We start from the raw sequence: 21,362 nt of genomic DNA, 5'->3' as shown, positions 1-21,362 counted from the left end.
ATCCCGAAGTCGGCCGAGATCTTGTTCAGGTGCTGGCCCGGCTTACGGTTGCGGGCGAACTTCACGACGTCGTCGCGGAACTCCTTGGGGTAGGGCTTGGGCACGGTGAACACCCTTTCAGCGGCACCTCCAGGCACCACAGATCAGATGTCACCTGGTCGTGCAGCAATCCCCAGTACATGTCCCGCAGTCCATGTCAAGACGTGACATTCCGACCACGAGTGCGACAGCATTGGAACTACGGATCAGAAGGTTAGGGGTTCGAATCGCTTCGAATGAGCCAGACGTAACGACGCGCGCGACCGACGAGTTCGAGCGCGGGACCACAGGGGCGGGTGCATGCCGACGACGCTTGTGTCAGGTCTACTGGCGGCGGCCGGGCTCGCGGCCGCTCCGCTGCCGATCGGTCCCGCCGCGCGGAACGCGGACTTCCTGCCGGAGACGCCAATCGTGTTGACGATCGGCAGCCTGGTCAAGACTGGAGCCGGAGCGACCGCCATACCGGATCGGGATCGTCCGCTCCTGCAGGTGGTGCTCGGTCCGGAGGCGACGCCGCTGGGCGTGGCCGATCGGCTGTACGACCTAGCTCGCAACACGTTGCCGGCCGTGGACCGCGGGAAGTTGCCAAAGGTCGTCGACATGGCCGTACTGCTGTTGCGGCGACTGGGGTGGGACTCGGTGGCGGCCATGGACGCCAACTGGAACGTCGGCGCGCTGGTGCCCCTGCCCGTCCAGCACGTCGCGGCGGGCTGGGTGCTCGACGTCGGGGAGCTGACGGCGCCAGCCGGGGGGATCACCGACTACTCCCGGATCGGTAGGGTCGCGCGCCTATTGACTGGCGCTGATCCCTTGCGGCCCCCGGCGGACCAGGGCCCGGACCGGCTCCGCGCCCGGGTCGCCGCCGACCTGCTGACCGCGATCGGGCCGGCACCCGTCACGACGCTGCCGGGTATCGGCGCCGCCCTCGCGGAACGGCTGCGCCGCAACCCTTACGACGCGGTGATCTACACGGTCGAGGTGCTGCGGGCGCTGCAGGCTACTGGGCAACCGCCCGTCGATCGTCGAGCGGAGCTGGCGACCGCCTTGGTCGCAGCGTTGCGGGACCCGGAGCTGGACCTGGTCTCTGCGACCACCGGTGGGCACGGCGTGCTCCGTGCCTGCTTCACCGTGCTCGCGGCCGGTGCGTCGCGCGACCGGCTCGGCGCGGCGCTGCTGCAGCCGAAAGACGCCCAGCAGCGATACTTCGGGCTGGACCAGCGGCTGCCGGCCCGTGCGAAGGTCGAGCCGCCCCTCTCGGCGCCCGGGCTGCCGCGATCCAGCAAAGCTGCGATGGCCCTCGGGCGGCGCATCGAGGTCGGCGCCGACAGCGCGAAGCAGAAGAGGGACCAGAGCGTCTGGTTCGGCCCCGCCGTGCCCGGCGTGCTCAAGCCCGGGGACGTCTACGCCGCCTACCGTGCCTCGATCGGACGGCCCGGCCCGTCGGCAGGACCCGCGGCGACGGTGGCCGACAAGATTTTCGCCGCGAGGATCGCGGCGTCGCTCGCCATCGCTCCGCTGGAGGGACAGCTCGATGGGGTCCGGATGGCCGACATGGCATTGCTCTCCTTCGGCTGCCAGCAGTGGTCGTTGCACGTTAATAAGGAAGGTCCGGCGCTGCTGGAGCGGCTGCGAGCCCGCGAGCCGCTGCTGTTCGACCTGCACTTCGGCATGCACGGCCTCGCGGTGGCGATCTGCGACAGCAAGGGACGGATCGCCACGGACCCCGTCCAAACGGTCGTCGCGGACAACCCGCTGGCGTTCACGGGCGGTGCAGCCAACGCAATAGAGGAGTACTACCCCTCGTTTGCGACGGTGCTGCGGCTCACCGCCGGCGCCGATCCCGCCAACCTGCCCGAAGGCGAGCTGGCGCCGATCAAGGGCAAGAACCGTGGCCGGTTCGAGCTGCTCGGCTGGACGGTCGAGCTGGACAAAAACGGCGCGGAGACCCTCCGGCGCCGAGCTGCACCGGATTGGGCAGCTCGGTTCCGGTTGGCCATGACGACGACCCCCGAGGTCTGGACGACGCAGATGCAGCAGGCTGCGTTCCGCTTCACGCGCCTGATCGGCGAGGTCACCGTGACGGCCGGTCAATCGTGGTGCGGTCATCGGCACGAGTTGACCGAGCTGCTCTCCTCCGAGGGGGCCGCCGCCATCGCGGCCGATGTGCACATCAATGCCCCGTCGGCGCTCGTCGACCTCAACGCCGACAACATCATCACGGCCGCGTGGAACCGGGTCCAGGCGGCGCTGACCACGGAGGCGGGCTCGGTCGCCGCCGCCGTCGCCGCCGCGCACGTACCGGGGACCAATCGCCTCAACGACGCGACGCTGCAGCGCTTCCTGCTGGTCCTGGGCGGCCGGCGCAGCCGCCGCGGCGTCTCACCGGACAAGCGGCTCGGGTACGTGATGTCCCTGCTCGACAAGACACCCGACGGGCTCAGCGCCCGCCCGGGCTCGTTCGCCGGATGGCGGTGATGGCCCTTGACGCGGTAACCGCGGCCGGGACCGCACTCGGCGTGCTGGTCAACGGGCGGATCTCGGCCGACTTTTTCGCCGATCCGGCCGGTCATGTAGGCCGCCTGTTGTCCGACCGCGCGCAGCGCACCGCGTTGCTCGAGCTGTTGCCGGCGCTGCTGCCCAGCACCGGGCCGGCGGGAGCGCGCTACGTCCTAGTCCAGGAAGGTCCGCTGCAGGTCCTGATCACGGTTGACAGCTCCGATCTGCCCGCAGCGCCGGTCGTCGTGCTGGGGGTGGCCGCCGAGCTCGTCGACCGCACCGACGGGGTGACGGTATCTCTAGCGGTGCCCCTCGTGCGCGGATCGGGGAACACCGCGGTCTCGGTCGCGGCCTCCGTCGAGGTCCCCGCCCGCCTGGAGGTTCGGCTGGAGCTCCCCGGCGCGGTCGGCACCGTGGCCGCCGGCGCCGAGCTGGTGGCGCCGCCGCACGCCGACCGGTGCCGCTTCGTCCTGCGGATCGAGCGACCCGGGGCCCCGGTCGTCGAGTTCGACCCGCTCTCCGGTGCTGCCGTCGGCACGCTGCTGGCCGGAGTCGTGCAGCTGCTGCTCGGGTTCGTCGGACCCGAGGTGCCGGAGCAGGTGCGGATCGTCGCCGCCCACCTCCCGGGCCTGCTAGGCCTTGGTGACGACGTTCCTCCGCTCCCGCTCGTGCCCGGCGGCGAGGCCTTCCGGGCGTGGGTGGCCCGGCTGGTCGGTGCGCCGGGCGGCGCGGAACTGCCGCTGCGTGCCTGGCTCGACCATCTCGCCGGGCTCCTCGGCACCGAGGTGTCGGCGGGCGCGGGAGTGCCGACCGAGGCCGCTCCCGCCGTGGTGCGGCTGTTCGAGCTGGCCGACGTCGCGATCGACTTGGCGGTAGCGGTCCGCGCGGCCGCGCCGCCCACGCCCGCTGCCGTCCTCGTGAACCTGCAGGTGCGCTGGGCGTCCCCCACCATCGACGCGGCCGTCGTGGCCGCGGCGCGGGTGCTCACCCTGCCGCTGGACGCCGAGCTTCCACCGGGGCTGCTGGACTCTGTGGAGATCGTCGTCCACGCACCCCGGGGTGCCGGACCGCTGTACGCCGCCGGACCGGTGGCCGATCCGGATTTCCGGGTGGGCGGGGTGCGGGCCGGGTTGCGCTGGGCCGGCGACCGGATCGAGCCGCTACTGGCGCTGAACGAGGTCCGCGTCCGTCCCCAACCGGGAGCCCCGCCGGTCGAGATCGCGCTCCTGGACCTCTCCAGCGTCGACGCGCTCGTCGGCGGTGCGGCGACAGCTCTCGCCGACGCGTTTGTTGCCGGCACCGGTGCCGGCAACACCGCGGAGGCGGTGCTGACCCTGATGGGGCTGGCGCGGCCCGCGGGTGCTCCGGCGGTCGATGCCGCGCTCCTCATCTCCGATCCTGTGCAGGCACTGTCCCGCTACTACCGGGCGCTGCGCGCCGACGCCGCCGGCTTCGCCCCGCTCGTGCGCGCCGTATGGGCCCTGCTCGGTGGCGATCCCGGCGGCCCGCTCGACGCCGTGGCTGTGGAGGGCTCCGCAGCCGGTCCGTGGTTGATCAGGCTCGACCACCTCCCGGCGCCGGCCGGGAGCTTCGTGCGACTCGCCGTGGTCTGCCGGGACGACGGCGGCGGTGGCGCCGGGGACGACGTGCGGATCCGGTTGGGCCTGCGGGCCGACGTCGAGGTGGCGGCGACGCCGACCACCCCGTCGGTGGTCCTGCAGTGGCAGCCGACGCTGGTCGGCGCCGACCTGACCCCGGACGGTGGGGCGGTCGCCGTCGCACCGGGGGCCCAGCGGCTGGAGCTGCGGATCGCCGACCTGCCCGGCCCGGCGGCAGCCGGCGGGGTCACCGTCACCGCGGACACGGTGACGATCACGGTCGACTGGGCACCGGGCGCGTCCGCCAAAGTGGCGGCGACGATTGCGGGCGTCCACCTGGGCGCCGGCGGGGTTACGGTGGATCTCGGCGAGGTGCGTCTGCCCGGCGCGGGCGCGGACTCGCCGGACCTCGGCCTCGGCGCCGGACTCGGCCCGGACGAGCTGTGGGCCGCTGTCCGCATACTGGTCGTCGCCGGCGCCGAGGCGATGGGCGGCTCGATCGGCAGCCTGCTCGCCGCCGTGGCGGGCGCCCCGACCAGCCGGTGGCCGTCGCTGCCGACGGCGCCGCCGCCCGATCCGTTCGACCTGCGGACGCTGCTCGACGATCCGCTGGCGGCGCTGACCCGGTCGGTGCAGGCGATGCTGTTCGACGACGCCATCGGCAGCGACGGCACCCCGTTCCCGGTGACCGCCCTGCAGGTGGTGCAGGCGGTGCTTACCCCGGACGGCGTCGACGGCCCCCCCGGTTCGGTGCCGCCAGTGCAGGGCGCCGGAACGGCGGCGACGCCGTGGTCGGCACCCCTGCACCGCTCGGGGGAGAGTGCGGTCGAGTTCCTGTCCTGGCTCGCGCCCGACGGCCCGCCGTCGAGCTGGCCGTCGGCCGTGCTCGCCGCCGACGCCCCGCCGGCCGCCGTGATCGGTGCCGACCAGGAGGACGACGCCGACGAGGACGGGATCGGGTTCTGGGGAGCCGCCCCGACTGGCGCGGACCTGATAGCGCTGGCACGGCGGCTGCAGCTAGCCGGTGTGCTCGGGGCCGGCCTGGACGGCGTCACGGACGAGGTGGGCGCGGGCCTGATCGACCTGCTGGCCGACGCGTTGGCCGGTTCCGACGGCCTGATCGCGGTCGTGACCGCGCTGCCGGGCTCGCCGGCGTGGACGGAGTTGCTGGTCCAGGCGGACCACGGCCGGATTCCCGCGGCCGTTGAGGCGGTCGCAGCCGTGGCCGGTCTGATCGCCGATGCCCGGTCGGGCGGCGGCGATGTCGTGCTCGTCGCGCTGGACAGTGGGCTGGCCGAGTTGGGCGCGTGGGAGGCGCTGGTCGGGGTCGCTGGTCCGGTCGCGGAGCGGGTGTCCCTGCGTCGACCCGGGATCGACCCGATGCGGGCCGACCTGGGTGCGATCGGGTCGGCCGACGCCTACGTGGTGGACCTGGCCGACGACGGGACGGCCAAGGTCGACGCCGTCGTCGCCCGTCTCCTGCGGGTCGTCGAGCGGGTGCGTGCCGTGCGCACCGCAGGCACGCGCATCGTCCTGGTCGGGCACTCGTACACCGGGGTCGTGGCGGCCGCTTTCGCGGCCGCGCACGCCGACGCGGTCGCCGCGGTGGTGGCACTAGGTGCACCGCTGGCTGGCCCGGACGTGCTCGTGGGCGCGTCGTCGATTGCCGAGGCGGTGCGGCTCGTCGCGGTGCTGGGTGCTAATGGCCTGACCGGCCCGGCCGGCGCCGCCGTCACCTCGCTGGGGGTCCTGCTCGACGGGCAGGTGACCGAGCCCGGTATCGCGCCGGTCCCCCGGCCCTTCCCGGCCGCCGCGTTCGCGCGCGGTGCCGCCGCCCTTCCCGAGGTGAGCGTGCCCGCGGTGGCCGTCGCCGGAGTGGTTCCTGACGATCTGCGGTCTGCTCTGCGGTCGGCCCTGGACACCGCCGCGCCCCCGGCGCGGGCGACCGAGCCGGTCGAGCTGCGGTACGGGATGCGCTTCGGTCTCGTGCTCCCGGCCGCACCGGACGAGCCGGACGTCTCCGTCGACGTGCGCGTGGATGCCGGAGGAGCTCCCGGCGTCGAGGTCCGGGTCCGAATCATCTCCCCGGACGGCTGGGTGCTGGGTGGCCCGGGCGACGGCAGCGTTGCCACGACCCGGGTCCGCTGGGTCGAGATGCGCGGGTGGACCGCCGGCGGCGGCGGGATCGAGCTGGTGCTGCACGACGCGTGGTGGTCGGGGTTCGGGGCAGCGCGGGTGACCCTCGACCACCCGGCCGGAGGGCCGCTGCTGGACGCACTCGTCCAGCAGTGGCGCGCCGCCAGCACGGGTGGGGCGCTCCGTAGGGTGCTCGACGCGCTGATCGATATCGGGCTGGTCGCCCGGGCCGGTGGCCGAGCGACAGTGCTGGCCGACGCGGTGACGGCGCTGGCGACCGATCCGGCGGGCTACCTGGCGCCGCGCCTGCCGGCGTTGCTCGACCGCACCGCCGGTCTCTTCGGTTTGCACAAGGACGCCGGGGCGGCGGCCGGCGTGGGCCCCTGGCGGCTGATCCACCAGCGGCTGCCGGTCGAGCTCGTCGTCACGGCGGCGCCGTGGCGCGCGGAGGTGCGGACCACCGGTGCCGGGCTGCCGGTCGGCCGGACCACCCGCGTGCGGGGCGGGGTGGACGCTACGGCCGGCCCGGCGGCGGCCGCGGCCGGGGAGCTGGTCGTCGACACCGGCGCAACAGTTCTCCGCGCGACGAGCGACGGGCCCGCCGTCACGATCGGCCTGCCCGGTCAGGCCGGGCCGCTGACCCTGCTGCCGGCCGACGCGGCGACGCTGCGGGCCCGGCTGCTGCCGATCGTCCCGTCGGCCGTGGCGGGTGCCGTGCTCGGGACCGTGCTCGGCGAGCTGACCGGGATCGCGCTGCGCCCGATCGCGCCGCTGTTGGACGACCCGCTCGGCTGGTTGCGCGCGTCGCTCAGCTGGGACGGCGCCCTGGACCCGCAGCGGGTCCGGGCGCTGCTCGCCGCGCTCGGCGACCTCACCGGGCTCGACGGCGGGGAGGCGCCGATCGTTCTGCCCGGCGGCGTCGCCGTCGATGCCACCGCCACCGAGTCCGTGGTTCAGCTGTCGATCGGCACGGATCCCCCGTTGTCCACGGGCGACCCGAACGACCCGGTCACGGTCGACCTGGCGGTCGGGATCGGCCTGCCGCCGGTGGGCGCCGCGCGACCCTCGGGCAGCATCACGGCGCGGATCCCCCTGCCCGGCCCGTGGCAGCACCTTGAGATCGCGTTTGCGACCACTGCGACCGGGGTGAGCCTCAGCCTCCGCCCGGAAGTGCTCGGCACCACGATCACACTGCTGCCGACCGTGTCGGGCCTCGACGCGCTCGCCGGTGCCGCGGCCGGTCGGCTGCTGCCCACCGTGTTGGACGAGCTGGTCGCCGGGCTGTCGGCGGAGCCGGGGTCGCACGATGCGCTCGATGCTGCCGTCGCGGTGGCGTCGGCGCTCGGCATAGCCGACGCCGTCACCGGCACGTTCGACGGCGCCGCACTGGCGACGCTGGTGGCGGACGTGCAGTCGGGCGCCCTCACTGGCGACGGGCCCGCGCGCGCTGGCGCGGTAGCCGCGCTGCTCGGGCGGGTGCTTGGGCCGGCCACCGTGCAGCACACCGCCGGGGAACCGACCGTCGGGGTCGTGCTCGCCGGCGGCGCACTCGTCGCGGAGGCCGACCTGGCCGACCCGTTCGGCGTCGGCATCACCGCAACCGGGCTGCAGCTGGGGCTGATCACGGCGGACATCGCGGTGCGCGGCAGCACCGCGGCAGCGTCGGCGCGCCTCACCGTCGCCCCGTCCTTCGACGTCGGGCGCGGTCTCGTCCTCACCCCCGCGCTGGCCGCCGAGGTGACCGCCGCGGGAGTCCGCATCGAGCTGCGGCCGCTCGGCGACGATCAGGTGCTCGTGCCGTTGGCCCCGGCCGCCGCCCTGCCCGGCCCGCAGCAGCTGGCCGTGCTGGCCCGGCGGCTCGCGGTCCCGGTGGCCGTCCGGCTCGCGATCGAGGTGCTCGACCCCCGCCCGGCGCCCGCCGGCACCCAGGGCATGGACCGCCAACTGTGGGCCGGCGGCCCCACCGCGGCCGATCTCGTGGTCGCCGCCGGGGTCGCCACCCGCACCGCCACCGGCCTCGAGGTCCTGCCCGGTGGGCCGCAGCCCGCCGGCCTGGCTCGCGGTGTCGTCGACGTCCTACGCGGCCAGGAGGTCGCGCTCGGCGACACCGGTCTCGCCGTCGGACTGGCGGTGGACGGTGACGTCGTCGGCCTGGCCCTGCACGGCGCGGTCGCTGTCCCGGCCAGTGACCTCGTGGTCGCCGTGCGACTCGGCGTGCCGCCCGAGGCCGGACCCGGCTGGGACCCGACCGGTATGGGGCTGCAGGTCCTGCTGCTCTCGCTTCCCGCGGCGGGCGATCCGGTGGTGATGCCCCGCCTGCGGCTAGGTGGGGTGGGCCTGGCCCTGTCCCGGGCCGACGGCGCTCCGCTCATCGACACGACGGTGCTGCGGATCGGCGCGATCGCCGGCACCGTGCTTGTGACCGTGCCGCTGACCGGCCCGGGCGCGCTGTCGCCCAGCGACACCTTCCGGGGCGCTGTCGAGCTGACCGACATCGGGCTCCCGATCGCCGCGGGCGGGAACGGCGGCAACCCCGTGGCCGCATCGCTCCTGCAGAGTCGGGGGCCCGGGGACGCGACGCCGGCAAACCCGCCGGTCTCGATACTCGTCGGCACCACCGACGGCGGCCTGGTCGTCCGGTTCGCCGGCCAGCCATCCGTGCGGATCCCCGTCCACCGCACGTTCGGGCCGCTGACCATCGAAGAGTTGGCGTTCGGATTCGAGGGCGCGCCGGCCCCCGTGCACGGGCGGGTGGGCATCGGCGTGACGGGCGGCATTGCCGTTGGCCCGCTCGCCATCGGGGTCCAGGACCTCACGCTCGAGGTACCCCTCGGCGCCCCCGCGGACCTGGAGAAGTGGGGCCTGGACCTGGCCGGGCTCGCGCTCCGGTTCGAAGCGGGCGTCGTGAATGTCGTCGGTGGACTCCTGCGGACCACCGCCCCTAACGGTACGGTCCAGTACGACGGCTCGCTCGCGGTCAGCGTCGCCGGCCGCACTCTCAGCGCCGTCGGCAGCTACGCCCGACCCGTCGACGACATAGGCAGCTACACGTCGCTGTTCGTCTTCGTCTCGGTCCCGTTCCCGCTCGGCGGGCCGCCGTACTTCTTCGTGCTCGGGCTGGCCGGTGGCATCGGGTACAACCGGCGGCTGCGCGTCCCGGACGACCCCCTCGCCGTGCCGACGTTCCCCCTGGTCGCCGCGCTCAGCGGCACGGAGGGCGACCCGATGGCCGCCCTGCGCAGGGTGGCCACGGACGTGCCACCCAGCCGCGGGAGCTTCTGGGTCGCCGGCGGGGTGCGGTTCACCACCTTCGGGCTGCTGCAGGGCACCGCACTTGCCTACGTCGCGCTCGACCGCGGGCTCGAGCTGGGCCTGCTCGGCCTCCTGCAGCTGCAGCTCCCGCCGGGGGCGCCGATCGTCTCCGTCGAGCTGGCGCTCTCGGCCCGGTTCAGCACCGTCGACATGATGCTGTCGGTGCGGGCGGGGCTCACCCGCAACTCGTGGCTGCTGAGCCAGGACTGCCGGCTCACGGGTGGTTTCGCGTTCGTCGCCTGGTTCAACAAGCCGGAGGTGCTGCTGACGATCGGTGGCTACCGCGACGGCTTCCCGGTTCCGGCGCACTGGCCGCGCGTCGATCGGGTGGGGCTGCAGTGGGCGGTCGCCGACGGAATCGTGGTGAAGGGCGGGTCGTACTTCGCGCTCACCCACTCCGCGCTCATGGTCGGGGCCTCGGTCCAGGTGACCGCCCGCTTCGGCCCGATACGCGCCTGGCTCACCGCCGGGTTCGACGCGACGATCACATGGGACCCGTTCGCCTACGACGTCACGGCGTGGATCTCGATCGGAGTCGCGCTGCACATCGAGATCTGCTTCATCGGCTGCATCAGCAAGGACATCGGCGGCGAGCTCGGCGCGTGGCTGCACATCGAGGGACCACCTCTGCACGGGTCGGTCCGGGCGTCCTTCCTCGGGTTCACCATCCCCGTGGAGTTCGGGCAGCACAGCCCGCAACCGTTCCTAACGTGGGCGGAGGTGGTGACCAAGTACCTCAGCACCGGAACGGCGGGCCGACCGGCGACGCCCGTCGCCGTCGCCTCCGGTGTGCGGCCCGGTGCGGGTGAGGCGAAGGGCGGGCCCGCTGATCCGTTGCCCGTCGGTGCCGAGGTCGTCCTCACTGTCGGCTCCACGATGCCCGCGCGGACCTGGCGGCTTGTGGGAGCGACCGCCGGCGAACAGGGCCCGCCCTTCGCCGTCCCCGACCGGGTCGACGTGGTGCCGGCCGGGCCGGCCTTCGCCGCGTCGGCGGGGAGGGTGCGGGCCGTGCTCACGGTCATGGTGCAGCGGTTCAACGGCGTCGACTGGCAGACGCTGCCGGCCGCCGAGCTGGATCGGGCACTGGTCACCGCAGCTCCCGCGGGATTCCCGGCCGCGGTGTGGAGCAGCGCGCTCGCCGTCGACCCGCTGGCCCCGATGGTGACGGCACTGGGTTCGGTGCAGGTGCGGTTCCCCAGCGCGCGGGAGGAACGGACGGGTGCCCTCGGCGCGGCGTCGTCGATCGCGCTGGCGACGCTGGTCGAGGAGACGCCGGTCCGCGGCCTCCCGCTGCCGGCCCCGCCCGTCCCGGCACCGCCGGACAACGCACCGCCGCCCGCCGCCCCGCCGCCGCTCGCCCCGCCGCTGCCTGTCGCACCGGTCGCCGTCTCGTCCCGGCTGCACACGGTGCTGGAGGCCCGGGCCGCGCGGGTGCGCCCCTCCGGTGGACCGGTGCGGCTGGCCGCCGGCGCCGCGGCGGTCTGGGACGTGCCCGGCGCTGCGCGCCTGCGGCTGCGGGGAAGCGGCGGGCGGGTCCGGTTGGTGGCCCTCAGCGGTGCCGGCGGGCCGCTGGCCGACCTGACGCTCCCGGGCCGGCAGGTGCCCGCCCAGGCGCGCAGGCTGTCCGCCGAGGCGTCGCGGATTGTGGTCGTCGGTGGCGCGGACACCGGCCCGGCGGGCTGGCAGTCGCACTCGATGCTCGTGCAGGTCGGCCCGGCGACCCTGCTGGCGCCGGGGGCCACGGTCCTGGCCGCCACCGCGCTGCGCGCCGTCGCGGTCACCCCGGGCGCTGGTGAGGTGCGCCGGCTCCCGGCCTCGGCGGTCGTCGCGACCCAGCCCCGGCTGACCACGATCCTGCCGGCCGGCACCACGGTCGTCATCGTGCAGGCGTTCGCCAGGGCCGGCGCGGCGACCAGCGCCGACGGCGTGTCCGTCCGCCTCGACGACGCGATCGGTGACCCGCAGGAGCTCACGGACGGGTCCCGGCTCGCGCTGGTCGTCGCCGTGGACCTGCCGGAGGCCGTCCAGGTCGTGGTGGACTGCGATGAACGGTGGTGGCCCGCCGGAGTGGTCGGGGTCACCGGCGATCCGGCCACGTGGGCCGATCGGCTCCGGGCCGAACCGGACGCCGTGCTCGTGACCAATCCGGCAGGCAGTCGTTCGGTACCCGTGATCGAGGAGATCGAGGAGCGCACGCGTGGCTAATGAGACGGACGCACCTCCGGTTGGTTCGATGCGCCTCTACGATGCGGTCCGGCCCGGCCTCGTCGACGGGCGCTACCGAGTCCGCGCCCGGCTAGAGGTGAGCGCCGACCACGCCCCCGCGTTGCCGGCCACCCCCGAGGACGCCCGGTACGTCGCAGTCGGCTCGGACCGGTTCGTGCTGCCCGACGACCGGATCGCGTCCGTCCATCCGGCCGCCGGGGCCGAGGGCGCGTTCGGACAGCGGCTGCCGCACGTCGCGCTGCACCGGCTGACCCTGCCGTGGGAGCGGACGGTGGTGGGCCGGCCATGGCTGGCGCTGCTGGTCGTCGCCGAGGGCGACGGGCGGCTCGAGCGGGTGCCGACTGCGCGGGCCGCGGTGGGTGACCAGGCGTTCGCAGCCCTAAATGCCACCGAGCCCGTCGACGGTGACGGGCCACCCGTCACCGTGCTCCGGATGGCCGATCCGGTGACGCTGATGGGGCTGCTCCCGCGCGCTGCGGAGCTCGACCTTCTAACCCACACGCGCCAGGTGAACTTGGCCGACACCGCGCTCGCCGGCGCAGACGACGACGGCTGGTTCGCGGTCGTCACCGCGAACCGGCTCCCCGTCTCCACCGGCGGGTACCACGCGTGCCTGGTCTCGCTCGAGGGGCACGACGCGCTGGTCGCCGGGATCGCGCCGCCGGTGGTGCCGCCGCTCGTCGTGCTGCACAGCTGGGCGTTCACCGTCTCCGCCACGGGTGGCCTCTTCGATGCGCTGTGCGCAGAACTCGACGTGGCGTCCTTCGCCGCCGCGGCCGCGGTCCTGGAGCGCGTCGACCGCGGCGGCGCGGCCGGGTGGGCGACCTACCGCAGCGCGTTCACCGCGGCGGCGCAGGACGGCGGAGGCGACGCGCCACCGGACGTGACCCTCGACGCGGCGTTCGAGCTCGGCCGCCTGCTCGGCGCGGCCGACGGCCAGTTCACCCGCGAGATGGTCGACTGGCACCGGGCCGCCGACGACGCCGACGCGTCCACCGTGAGCCTCCGCGCGATCGACTCAGCGCTCGGCGCCCTGAACCAGGACCCTCCCATGCGCCTGGTCCGCGAGGCCCCAGTGCACGGACGGAGGCCGCTGGACTCGGTGCCGGCCGTGCTGGACCAGGTGGTGCGCCGGACGTTCCGGCGCGGCGACGTGTGGGGTGTTCCGGGATCCGTGGGTGGGGTCCGCCGATGAGGAGCATGATCGACCCACGGGACGTCCTCACGGCCCTCGCCCCGTCAAACCGGCTTCACGCACGGCGGTCGATGGTGGGGCCGGCCGCGCTTACCGCCGCGGGCGTCGGCGCGACCTCGCCGGCACTGCCCGACCACGTCGTCGAACGGTTGGCGGCCTGGCGGCTCCTGCACGACGTGCCGTTCGGCTACTTGGTGCCCGACCCGGCGGCGCTGCCGATGGAGTCGATCAGGTTCTTCCGGATCGACGCGGCGTGGGTGGAGGCGCTCGTGTCCGGGGCGCTGGCCGTCGGCGCGGTTGCGGAACGCGAGCTGGCCCGTGCAACCGACGCCGAACCGCAGGCACGCAGGGCCGCCGACCGCAAGCTCCGCTCGGTGCGCGACCGCGCCCGCGGCCGGACCGCGGCCGCAGAGGTCGACGCCGAGCGGATCGGGGGCGCGGACGAGGTCTGCGGGTTCTTGCTCCGCTCGCTGCTCGTCTCGCAGTTCCCCGGGCTGTCGGTCCGGGCCTACCGCACCACGGCCGTGCCGCTCGGCGCCGACCCGGCCGTCTACGACCAGGAGCATCCCGAGGACGTGGTGCCGTTGCTGCGGATAGAGCGGCTCGCGCCGACCGTCATGATCGTGCTCCTGCAGGGCTCCCCGAAGCTGGTGTGGCTGCAGGAACCCCACCACGGCGTCCAGCAGGGCGTCGACCCGGCTCCCGGCGGAGGTCTCCAGGTCCCCGTGCGGGACGTGACCGGTGCCGTCACCGCAGAGCCACCGGTACCGCTTCCCCTCCGCGGGAACGCCCCGCCGGGGGTCGTCGACGTCGCCACCCTCGTCGAGCGGCTCGACGCGGCACACCCGCTGGGCGGGCCGGGCCGGGGTGGTGCGGGTCTCGGACTGGCATTGCTGCAGCCGCCCGCCCGCCAGCGGTTCGAGGAGGGCCCATGACGACCCTGCTCGTCCCGGTCACCCTCGACGTGCTGGTAGTCCGGCCGGGGGACGACGACACGTGGGCGGAGACCCGCAGCCCTGACCCGGCGCCCGAGCCCGGCAAGCGCCTGCGTCAGAGCCTGGCTCCCGAGCCGTTCACCGATCTCACTAAGGGCCGCAAGCCAGGCGCCTACGTGCAGTGGCTGCTCCCCGACGGGCTCGGCCACGGCGAGCGGGACGGTGACCGCGTGCGGTTCCGGCCGCTGCCCAACCGCTGGCTCCTGGTGCGGCTGTCCGGCCCGACCACACCGGGCCCCCGGGCCGTGCACGCGTGGCTGCTGCCGGACACGTCCACCGAGCAGCCCGCCCGCCTCGACGACGCCCTCGTTGCGACGACGCTGCCACCCGCGGGCGTCCCGCTCGAGGACCCGCTGAGCGCGGCCGGGCCGGGTGACCCCGCCTGGTCGTCGTACTTCGACAACGTTCAGGGCCGCTTCGCGCTCCACGACGATCTCGCGGGGGTGACCGGCCCGGTCGCGTACCTGGTCTGCGGGTGGTATGTCGACCCAGCGGCCGACCCGCTCCACGGTGCGACGGGCGTGGACTTCTGGATGCGGATGGACGCCCTCGGCTGGGACGTCGACCGGGACCGCCCGATGCCGACCGTGCCCGACCAAGTGCTGCTCCACGGTGCCGCGGTGGCGATCGGGTGGCCGGAGCAGCGCTGGCCGGGCGGCGGGGACCTGGGCCTCGAGGACGAGCTCCGCCCATCCGCCGACACGGTCGAACTCGGCATCGGCGAGACGACGACCGAGGCGGTCACGGCCCTGCTCGGGGACGGTGGCACCGCCGGGCGCATGGTGGAGGGCTTCCTCGCGGGCCTGCTCGGCGAGCTCGGCGCGCCCGACGGACCGGCACGGGTCGACGCCGAGCTGCACGCACGCCGGTTCTCGTCGGTGGCGAGCGAGTCCGGAACCGAAGCCATCTGGGACCCCGCCACACCGACCGCCGTGAACCCGGGCACGGGTGGTTTCCGCACGGTGGCGCGGCCGGGCCCGCGCAGCTTCCAGGCCGTGGATCCCACCCTCGTCGTGCGCGGAGGCGGGCGCAGCCTGCGGTTCGGCGGCGACGGACGGTTCGACCCGCTCGATCGCCTGCGGTGCCGGGTGGACGGCGACCAGGTGAGCTCCTTCGGCCCGGCCGGGGGCGATCCCGGAGCGGGGGCCGCCGTGCTGCCCGTCGACGTGTTCGCGACGTTGCGACCGCTGGCCGGGCTGCCCACCGCCTGCGACGCGCTGCTGGTCGAACTCGCCGCACTCGATCCCGGTTCGGCTCCAGACCTCGCGGCCGCGGCGCTCTCGCCGGTGGCGGATATCCGGTCGCGGTGGTGGGGGAGCTGGGATGTCGCGGCTGATCCGGATCTCATGGCCGGCGCGACGGTCGTCGGCCTGCTGCCCAGCCCGGTCGCCGTGGCACCACCCGTGCGGCCATGGGCACCGGTGCACCTTGAGCTGGCCGGTACCTACCTCGGTTCGCCGCGCGCCGTGCACGACTGGGTCCTCGGCGACCACGACTTCACCGAACGCCCCGGCGCCGCAGCGGGCACCGACGGCCGCAGCGTGGCGGGCCGGGTTCTGCTGACGGGCGGAGCGGCGCAGGCCCTGGCCGGTGCGGCCGTCAAGGCCATCGCCGTGGCAGGTGCGGCGGGTGAAGAGATCGCCGAGCAACTCCTCGACGAGATCGGCCCGGACCGCCCGCTGGCGGTCGCGCTCGCCCATCAGGACCTGCTCTCGGGCGTCCTCGAGACGCTGACCGCGCAGCTGCGCCGCGACCCGACCGGGGCGCTGGTGCGGGCACCCGACGTCGAGCCCGGCGACGTCGCCCCGGGCAGGCGGCCCGCCGGCTTCACCGCGCTGCGGGCGGGCCACCTGCGGCTGGACCGGCTCAGGCTGGTCGATGGCTTTGGGCGCTACCTGGAACTGGCACCGGACGCGGTTCGGCGCAGCGAGGGCATGGCCGGCCCGGAACCCGGACTCACCCAGCTTGTGCCCAGGTTCACCGCGCCCGCCCGAGTCCTGCTGCGGTACGTCGACGCGACTGGTGCCACCCGGGACGCCTCCGGCGGTGTTAGCCCGGTGTGCGGCTACCTGACGCCCAGTCCCCTCGACGGCACGCTTGCATTCGCCGACGCCGACGGCCAGAGCCGCGGCCGGCTAGTCCCGGCGACGGGGGGCGCGCTGTGGGAGCCCGAGGCCGGCCGCTCGGCCGCGCTCGGCACCCGGCCGAGCACCGACCTCGCCAACCCGACCCTCGGCGTCCTCGCCGACGCGCTGTTCACCGCGGATCGGGCGGTCCCCGGGCCCGACGGCGCGCTCGCGTCAACGGTCGTGCTGCTCGACACCACCCGATGGACCGTCGACCGCACGGGCCGGGCTGGCACCGAGCACCTGTCGCTGCTCCTCGGACACCCGATCGTGGTGCTGCGGGCAGCCCTGCGGATCGAGATCGAGGACCCGCGCCGACCACCGGAGAACCTCGCCGTCGAGCTGCCCGTGCGGCTCGGTGAACTCACCAGGCGCACCGACGGGCTGCTCGCCTACTTCGCCCACGACGACTGGAGCCACATCCGGGCCGTCCACCCGGCGCTGGTCGACTACGTCGGCGATCTGCCTCCGTTCGTCGACGCGTCGGGCTGGTTCACCGTCCAGCCGCACGTCACCGTGCCGTTGCTGCTGCTCGTCGTACCCGGGGCCGATGTCCACGTGACGACCGGGCTGCTCCCCCGCAAGGAGATCTCGATGGAACGGGAGTGGACCGCGACCGCGCTGGCGCGGCTATCGCCGTCACTGCGCGCGGGTCCGGTCCTGCGCGACGCGGCGGTCAGCCGGCTCCCCGTCCCCTCCGACATCCGTGGCGAGTGGACCTGGCACCGCCGCTCCGATCCGTTCACCTGGGCCGCCGACACGGTTATTCCGGCAACCACTGATGCCCTGCTGCCGGACTACCCACCCCAGTTCAGCGACGGCTGGCTGACCGTCAAACTGCTGCCCAACGCCGTCTACCCGGCGCTGCAACAGTCGAACGAGATCGTATGCGCCCGGCGGCGCGGCGGCCGGATTGAGGGGCTCGGGCTGCGAAACCCGGACGGAGTCGTGGTGGTGTTGAAAGTCGCCGAGGTCATCAGGCTGTTGGGGACGGGGCGGCATGCGTTCTTCACCCGCGATGCGGCAGGCCGGAGGGCCGGCCTGACGGTCGTTCAGCGCCGGGACGGATCCCGCTACCTGCGCAGCGAACAGGACAGAATCGAGCCGAACAACCTGATGCGGCTGCCCGATTGCCCATCCTGAGCAGCAGGTGGAGCACGGGGTACCGCTGGGGTTTATGCGACGCCCACGTCGCGCCGCCCGCGAGGCCCGCGTGGAGGTCCTCCTGACCTGACGGGGCGGTTGGGCGTGGGTGACTCGGGCACGGCCGGACGTGACACCCGTATCGGTTCGCGGCGGAGTCGAGCGCCGCACTGGCCCGGATGAGCTTGTAGTCGCTCAGTGGCTCCAGCTGGGTGCGCAGGTCGTCGGCGGCGGTCACCAGCGTCGCCTTGAGCGCGGTCATGGCCGCAGTGCGGGCCTTGACCGCGGTGTCCCGAGCGATCTTCAGCAGGCGCAGTGACTCGACGTCGCCATCGGCGGTCTTCGGGGTGCCCAGCTTCGCGCCGGCGACACAGAACGAGGCGTCCGCCTGACGGGGGTCACTTCAGCACGGCCTGGCGCTCACCGCGTGACCAGGTTGTGGTCACGAGGCCCCGGGAGAGGTGAACGAGGGCTGCGGCCTGCCTGTATGGGCTGCCCCGCGTGACCAGTTCATGACCAATGGAGGGGAAAACAGGGGTCTGCAGGGGCCTAGAACGGGCCTTCCAGACGGTCCTCCAGCACTCCTTCAGAGGACCTAACAGGCGGCCTGACCTGGATTTTTGCTTGGAGCGGGTGACCGGGATCGAACCGGCATGGCCAGCTTGGAAGGCTGGGGCTCTGCCATTGAGCTACACCCGCGAGGTGCCCGCCCAGCGTAGCGGGTGCGGCCGATAGCGTCCGGGCGTGACCGAGCCCACAGAGCTGGACGCCACCGCACAGGCCGACCTGGTACGCCGCGGGGAGGCCAGCCCCGCCGAGCTGGTCGACGCCGCCATCGCGCGGATCGAGGCCGCCGACGCGCAGCTGTCCGCCGTCATCCGCGACCGCTTCGACGCCGCCCGCGCCGAGGCCGCCGGGACGCTGCCCGACGGGCCGTTCCGCGGCGTGCCGCTGCTGCTCAAGGACATGGGCGCGCACATGGCGGGGGAGGAGACCGCCTACGGCCTGGGCCCGCTACAGCAGGCCGGGATCCGCTGGCGGCGCGACAGCCACCTGGCGACGTTGTTCCGCGCCGCCGGCTTCGTCGTCCTCGGCCGCACCAACGTCCCCGAGCTCGGGACGACGGTCACCACCGAGCCGGCCGCCCACGTGCCGGCCCGCAATCCCTGGGACCCCACCCGCTCGACCGGTGGCTCCAGCGGCGGGTCGGCCGCCGCGGTCGCGGCGGGGTACGTGCCGGTCGCGCACGCCAGCGACGGCGGCGGGTCGATCCGCATCCCCGCCGCCGAGTGCGGGCTGGTCGGGCTCAAGCCCAGCCGGGCGCGGGTCAGCCAGGGCCCCGACGTCGGCGAGGGCTGGGCCGGCGCCACCATCGACGGTGTCGTCACCCGCACGGTCCGCGACACCGCCGCCGTCCTCGACCTGATCGGCCGGCCGATGCCCGGCGACCCCTACGCCGCGCCGCCGCTGCCGCGTCTGCTGCTCGAGGAGGTCGGCGCCCCGGTCGGCCCGCTGAGGGTCGGCCTGGTCGCCTCCCCACTGGACGAGCGCTATCTCGATGACCCCGAGTGCCGGGCCGCCGTCGCCCGGGCCGGCCGGCTGCTCGAGGACCTCGGCTGCGCCGTCGAGGAGGCCTCCCCGGCGGCCCTGTTCGAGGATGACTTCTCCCGGCACTTCAACGCGACCATCGCCGCCGACACCGCCCGCACCCTCGCCGACATGGAGCGGGTAGTCGGCCGGGACATCGCCGACGACGAGCTCGAGCCGCGCAACGCGTACTACCGGCTGACCGGGAACCGGATGACCGCACCGGAGTACCTCACCGCCCGCGCCTGGCTGGGTGCCTGGTCGCGCCGCATGGCGTCCTTCTGGACACCGGCCGAGGACGGCGGCGAGGGCTTCGACCTCCTGGTCACCCCCACCGTGGGCGCCCCGCCGCCGGAGCTCGGCTGGTTCACCGCGGCCGGCCCGCGCGAGGAGGGCCGCCGGATCTCCGCGTTCATCCCCTGGACCGCCCAGTTCAACGTGACCGGGCAGCCGGCGGTCAGCCTGCCGCTGCACACCACCGACGCCGGCCTGCCGGTGGGCGTGCAGCTGGTGGCCGGCGCCGGACGGGAGGACCTGCTGGTGCGGGTGGCGGCCGCGCTGGAGGAGGCCGCGCCGTGGGCAGGACGCCGTCCGGCCGTCGCGTCCGGAGGGCGCGCCTAGACTCGACGCCGCCACGGGGTGTGGCGCAGCTTGGTAGCGCACCCGCTTTGGGAGCGGGGGGCCGTGGGTTCGAATCCCGCCACCCCGACCCCGCCCCCGGCGTCTCTAGACTCGGGGGTCGACCCGGCGCCGGTCCCGGCGTCCCCTTCCGTCGTACCGAGGAGCACTGCCGCTGTGAAGAGCACCATCGAGGAACTGGGCCCCACGCGGGTCCGGATGGCGATCGAGGTGCCGTGGGGGGACCTAGACCACGCCTTCGGTGAGGTCTACAAGGAGCTCAAGACCCAGGTCCGCGTCCCCGGCTTCCGCCCGGGCAAGGTGCCCAACCGCATCCTCGACCAGCGCATCGGCCGCCCGGTCGTCCTCGAGCAGGTCGTCCAGCACGCCATCCCGGAGGTCTACTCCGAGGTCGTCCGCGAGAACCAGGTCCGGGTCCTCGGCCAGCCCGACATCGAGGTCACCCGCCTCGACGACAACGACACCCTGGCGTTCACCGCCGAGGTCGACGTCGCGCCGAAGATCGACCTCCCCGCCCTGGAGGACCTGTCGGTCACCGTCGACGACGTCGAGGTCACCGACGAGGAGATCGACCAGCAGGTCACCGTCATGCGCGAGCGCTTCGCGATGCTGACCGGCGTCGAGCGGGCCGCCCAGGACGGTGACTTCGTGTCCATCGACCTCGAGGCCCGCGTCGGCGACGAGGTGCTCGAGGACGGCACCACCAGCGGCATGTCCTACGAGGTCGGCTCCGGCTCGATCATGGAGGGCCTCGACGACGCCGTCCGCGGGCTGTCGGCCGACGAGTCGGCCACGTTCGAGACCCCGCTGCAGCAGGGACCGCACGCCGGCGAGCAGGCCCAGGTCACCGTCACCGTCCGCTCGGTGAAGGCCAAGGAGCTGCCCGAGCTCGACGACGAGTTCGCCTCCACCGCCAGCGAGTTCGACACCCTCGAGGAGCTGCGCGACGACGTCCGCACCCGGCTCTCGCGGGTGAAGGTCATGCAGCAGGGCGCCCAGGCCCGCGACAAGCTCGTCGAGCACCTGCTCGAGGCCACCGAGGTGCCGATCCCCGAGGGCCTCGTCGACCGCGAGCTGGAGTACCGCGACCAGGCCCTCGGCAACGAGCTCACCAACGCCGGCATGGACTGGGACACGTTCCTGTCGATGTCGGGCACCGAGAGCCGTGAGGCCTACACCGCCGAGCAGCGCAAGAACATCGAGGAGGCCGTCCGCACCCAGTTCGTCCTCGACGCCATCGCCGACGCCCGCGAGATCACCGTCGACAACGACGACCTGTCGGCGCAGATCATGGCGCAGGCCTCGCGCAACCGGATGAGCCCGGAGCAGTACGCCCAGCAGCTGCAGCAGGGCGGCAACATCGCCGAGTTCGTCGCCGACGTCCGCCGGACCAAGGCGCTGGCCCAGCTGCTCGAGCAGACGACGATCACCGACGCCTCGGGCAACGTCGTCGACCTGGAGTCGGTGCGCCCGCAGACGGTCCGCGCGGCCGAAGCGGCCCCGGCCGCCGACGAGTCCGCCACCGACGAGTCCGCCACCGCCCCCACGGACGTCGACTCCGACGACGAGGCGCCCGACGCCGAGGTCGCCGACGCCGTCGCCGTCGAGGCGGTCGAGGGTGCCACCGAGGACACCGAGGACGTCACCAAGGCCTGAGCCGCACCACTCCCCGACGGACGCCGTCCTGCCCCGCGTGCGCGGGGGAGGGCGGCGTCCGTCGTCACCCGGCCCGTCGCGGCGGGGGTCCGCTGCGCCGACGGCGAACAGGGCCCGCGCCGGGACTCCCGGCCCAGGGGTGCGCGTTAGGGTCGACGTGACTCGGGGCGGACGCCGGGGGTACGGCCCGCCAGGGCCGCCGGCCCCGCTCCCC

At 74.3% G+C, this 21,362-nt stretch carries 7 protein-coding genes and 2 tRNA genes; 8 read left to right on the top strand and 1 reads right to left on the bottom strand.

Annotation, left to right across the window (positions count from 1 at the left end; translation table 11 throughout):
* Positions 1 to 339: 339 nt before the first annotated feature.
* Genes BM414_RS21855 through BM414_RS21835 form a run of 5 tightly spaced genes read left to right on the top strand, consistent with a single transcriptional unit; the run spans position 340 to position 17,266 of the window.
* Positions 340 to 2,514 carry a hypothetical protein gene (locus BM414_RS21855; protein WP_093582945.1) on the top strand — a complete coding sequence of 725 codons (2,175 nt, stop codon included), beginning with the start codon at positions 340 to 342 and terminating at the stop codon, positions 2,512 to 2,514.
* Positions 2,514 to 11,786: a DUF6603 domain-containing protein gene (locus tag BM414_RS21850; RefSeq protein ID WP_139245980.1), complete on the top strand. Its 9,273-nt coding sequence runs from the start codon at positions 2,514 to 2,516 to the stop codon at positions 11,784 to 11,786. Before BM414_RS21855 ends, BM414_RS21850 begins: the two co-directional genes overlap by 1 nt.
* A 28-nt stretch (positions 11,787 to 11,814) precedes the next feature.
* A complete protein-coding gene (locus tag BM414_RS21845; protein WP_093582941.1) occupies positions 11,815 to 13,002 on the top strand; it encodes a hypothetical protein in 1,188 nt (395 codons plus the stop codon).
* A gap of 5 nt (positions 13,003 to 13,007) precedes the next feature.
* Entirely contained in the window at positions 13,008 to 13,937 is a 930-nt protein-coding gene (locus BM414_RS21840) for a hypothetical protein (RefSeq protein ID WP_093582939.1), read from the top strand.
* Complete coding sequence (locus BM414_RS21835) at positions 13,934 to 17,266, top strand: DUF3892 domain-containing protein (protein WP_093582937.1); 3,333 nt, start codon at positions 13,934 to 13,936, stop codon at positions 17,264 to 17,266. The genes BM414_RS21840 and BM414_RS21835 overlap by 4 nt, the downstream gene beginning before the upstream one ends.
* 625 nt (positions 17,267 to 17,891) lie before the next feature.
* Here the strand turns inward: BM414_RS21835 and BM414_RS21825 are convergent.
* Positions 17,892 to 17,965 (bottom strand) — tRNA-Gly (locus BM414_RS21825).
* 45 nt (positions 17,966 to 18,010) lie between these two features.
* On the opposite strand from BM414_RS21825, the gene BM414_RS21820 reads away from it, so the two are divergent.
* The 3 genes from BM414_RS21820 (at position 18,011) to tig (ending at position 21,148) form a co-directional block, all read left to right on the top strand.
* Entirely contained in the window at positions 18,011 to 19,474 is a 1,464-nt protein-coding gene (locus BM414_RS21820; RefSeq protein WP_093582935.1) for an amidase, read from the top strand.
* A 14-nt stretch (positions 19,475 to 19,488) separates the two neighbouring features.
* A tRNA-Pro gene (locus tag BM414_RS21815) sits at positions 19,489 to 19,562 on the top strand.
* 86 nt (positions 19,563 to 19,648) lie between these two features.
* A complete protein-coding gene (gene tig / locus BM414_RS21810; RefSeq protein ID WP_093582933.1) occupies positions 19,649 to 21,148 on the top strand; it encodes a trigger factor in 1,500 nt (499 codons plus the stop codon).
* Positions 21,149 to 21,362 lie beyond the last annotated feature (214 nt).

It is taken from the genome of Geodermatophilus amargosae, assembly GCF_900116515.1.
Lineage (GTDB): Bacteria > Actinomycetota > Actinomycetes > Mycobacteriales > Geodermatophilaceae > Geodermatophilus > Geodermatophilus amargosae.
The sequence above is the reverse complement of the archived record's forward strand: the minus strand, read 5'-3'. Positions and strand labels throughout refer to the sequence as shown.

What these genes read in the sequence shown, in the direction of transcription:
- BM414_RS21855 (WP_093582945.1), top strand. Translation starts at nt 340, where the DNA reads ATGCCGACGACGCTTGTGTCAGGTCTACTGGCGGCGGCCGGGCTCGCG.
- BM414_RS21850 (WP_139245980.1), top strand. Translation starts at nt 2,514, where the DNA reads ATGGCCCTTGACGCGGTAACCGCGGCCGGGACCGCACTCGGCGTGCTG.
- BM414_RS21845 (WP_093582941.1), top strand. Translation starts at nt 11,815, where the DNA reads ATGCGCCTCTACGATGCGGTCCGGCCCGGCCTCGTCGACGGGCGCTAC.
- BM414_RS21840 (WP_093582939.1), top strand. Translation starts at nt 13,008, where the DNA reads ATGATCGACCCACGGGACGTCCTCACGGCCCTCGCCCCGTCAAACCGG.
- BM414_RS21835 (WP_093582937.1), top strand. Translation starts at nt 13,934, where the DNA reads ATGACGACCCTGCTCGTCCCGGTCACCCTCGACGTGCTGGTAGTCCGG.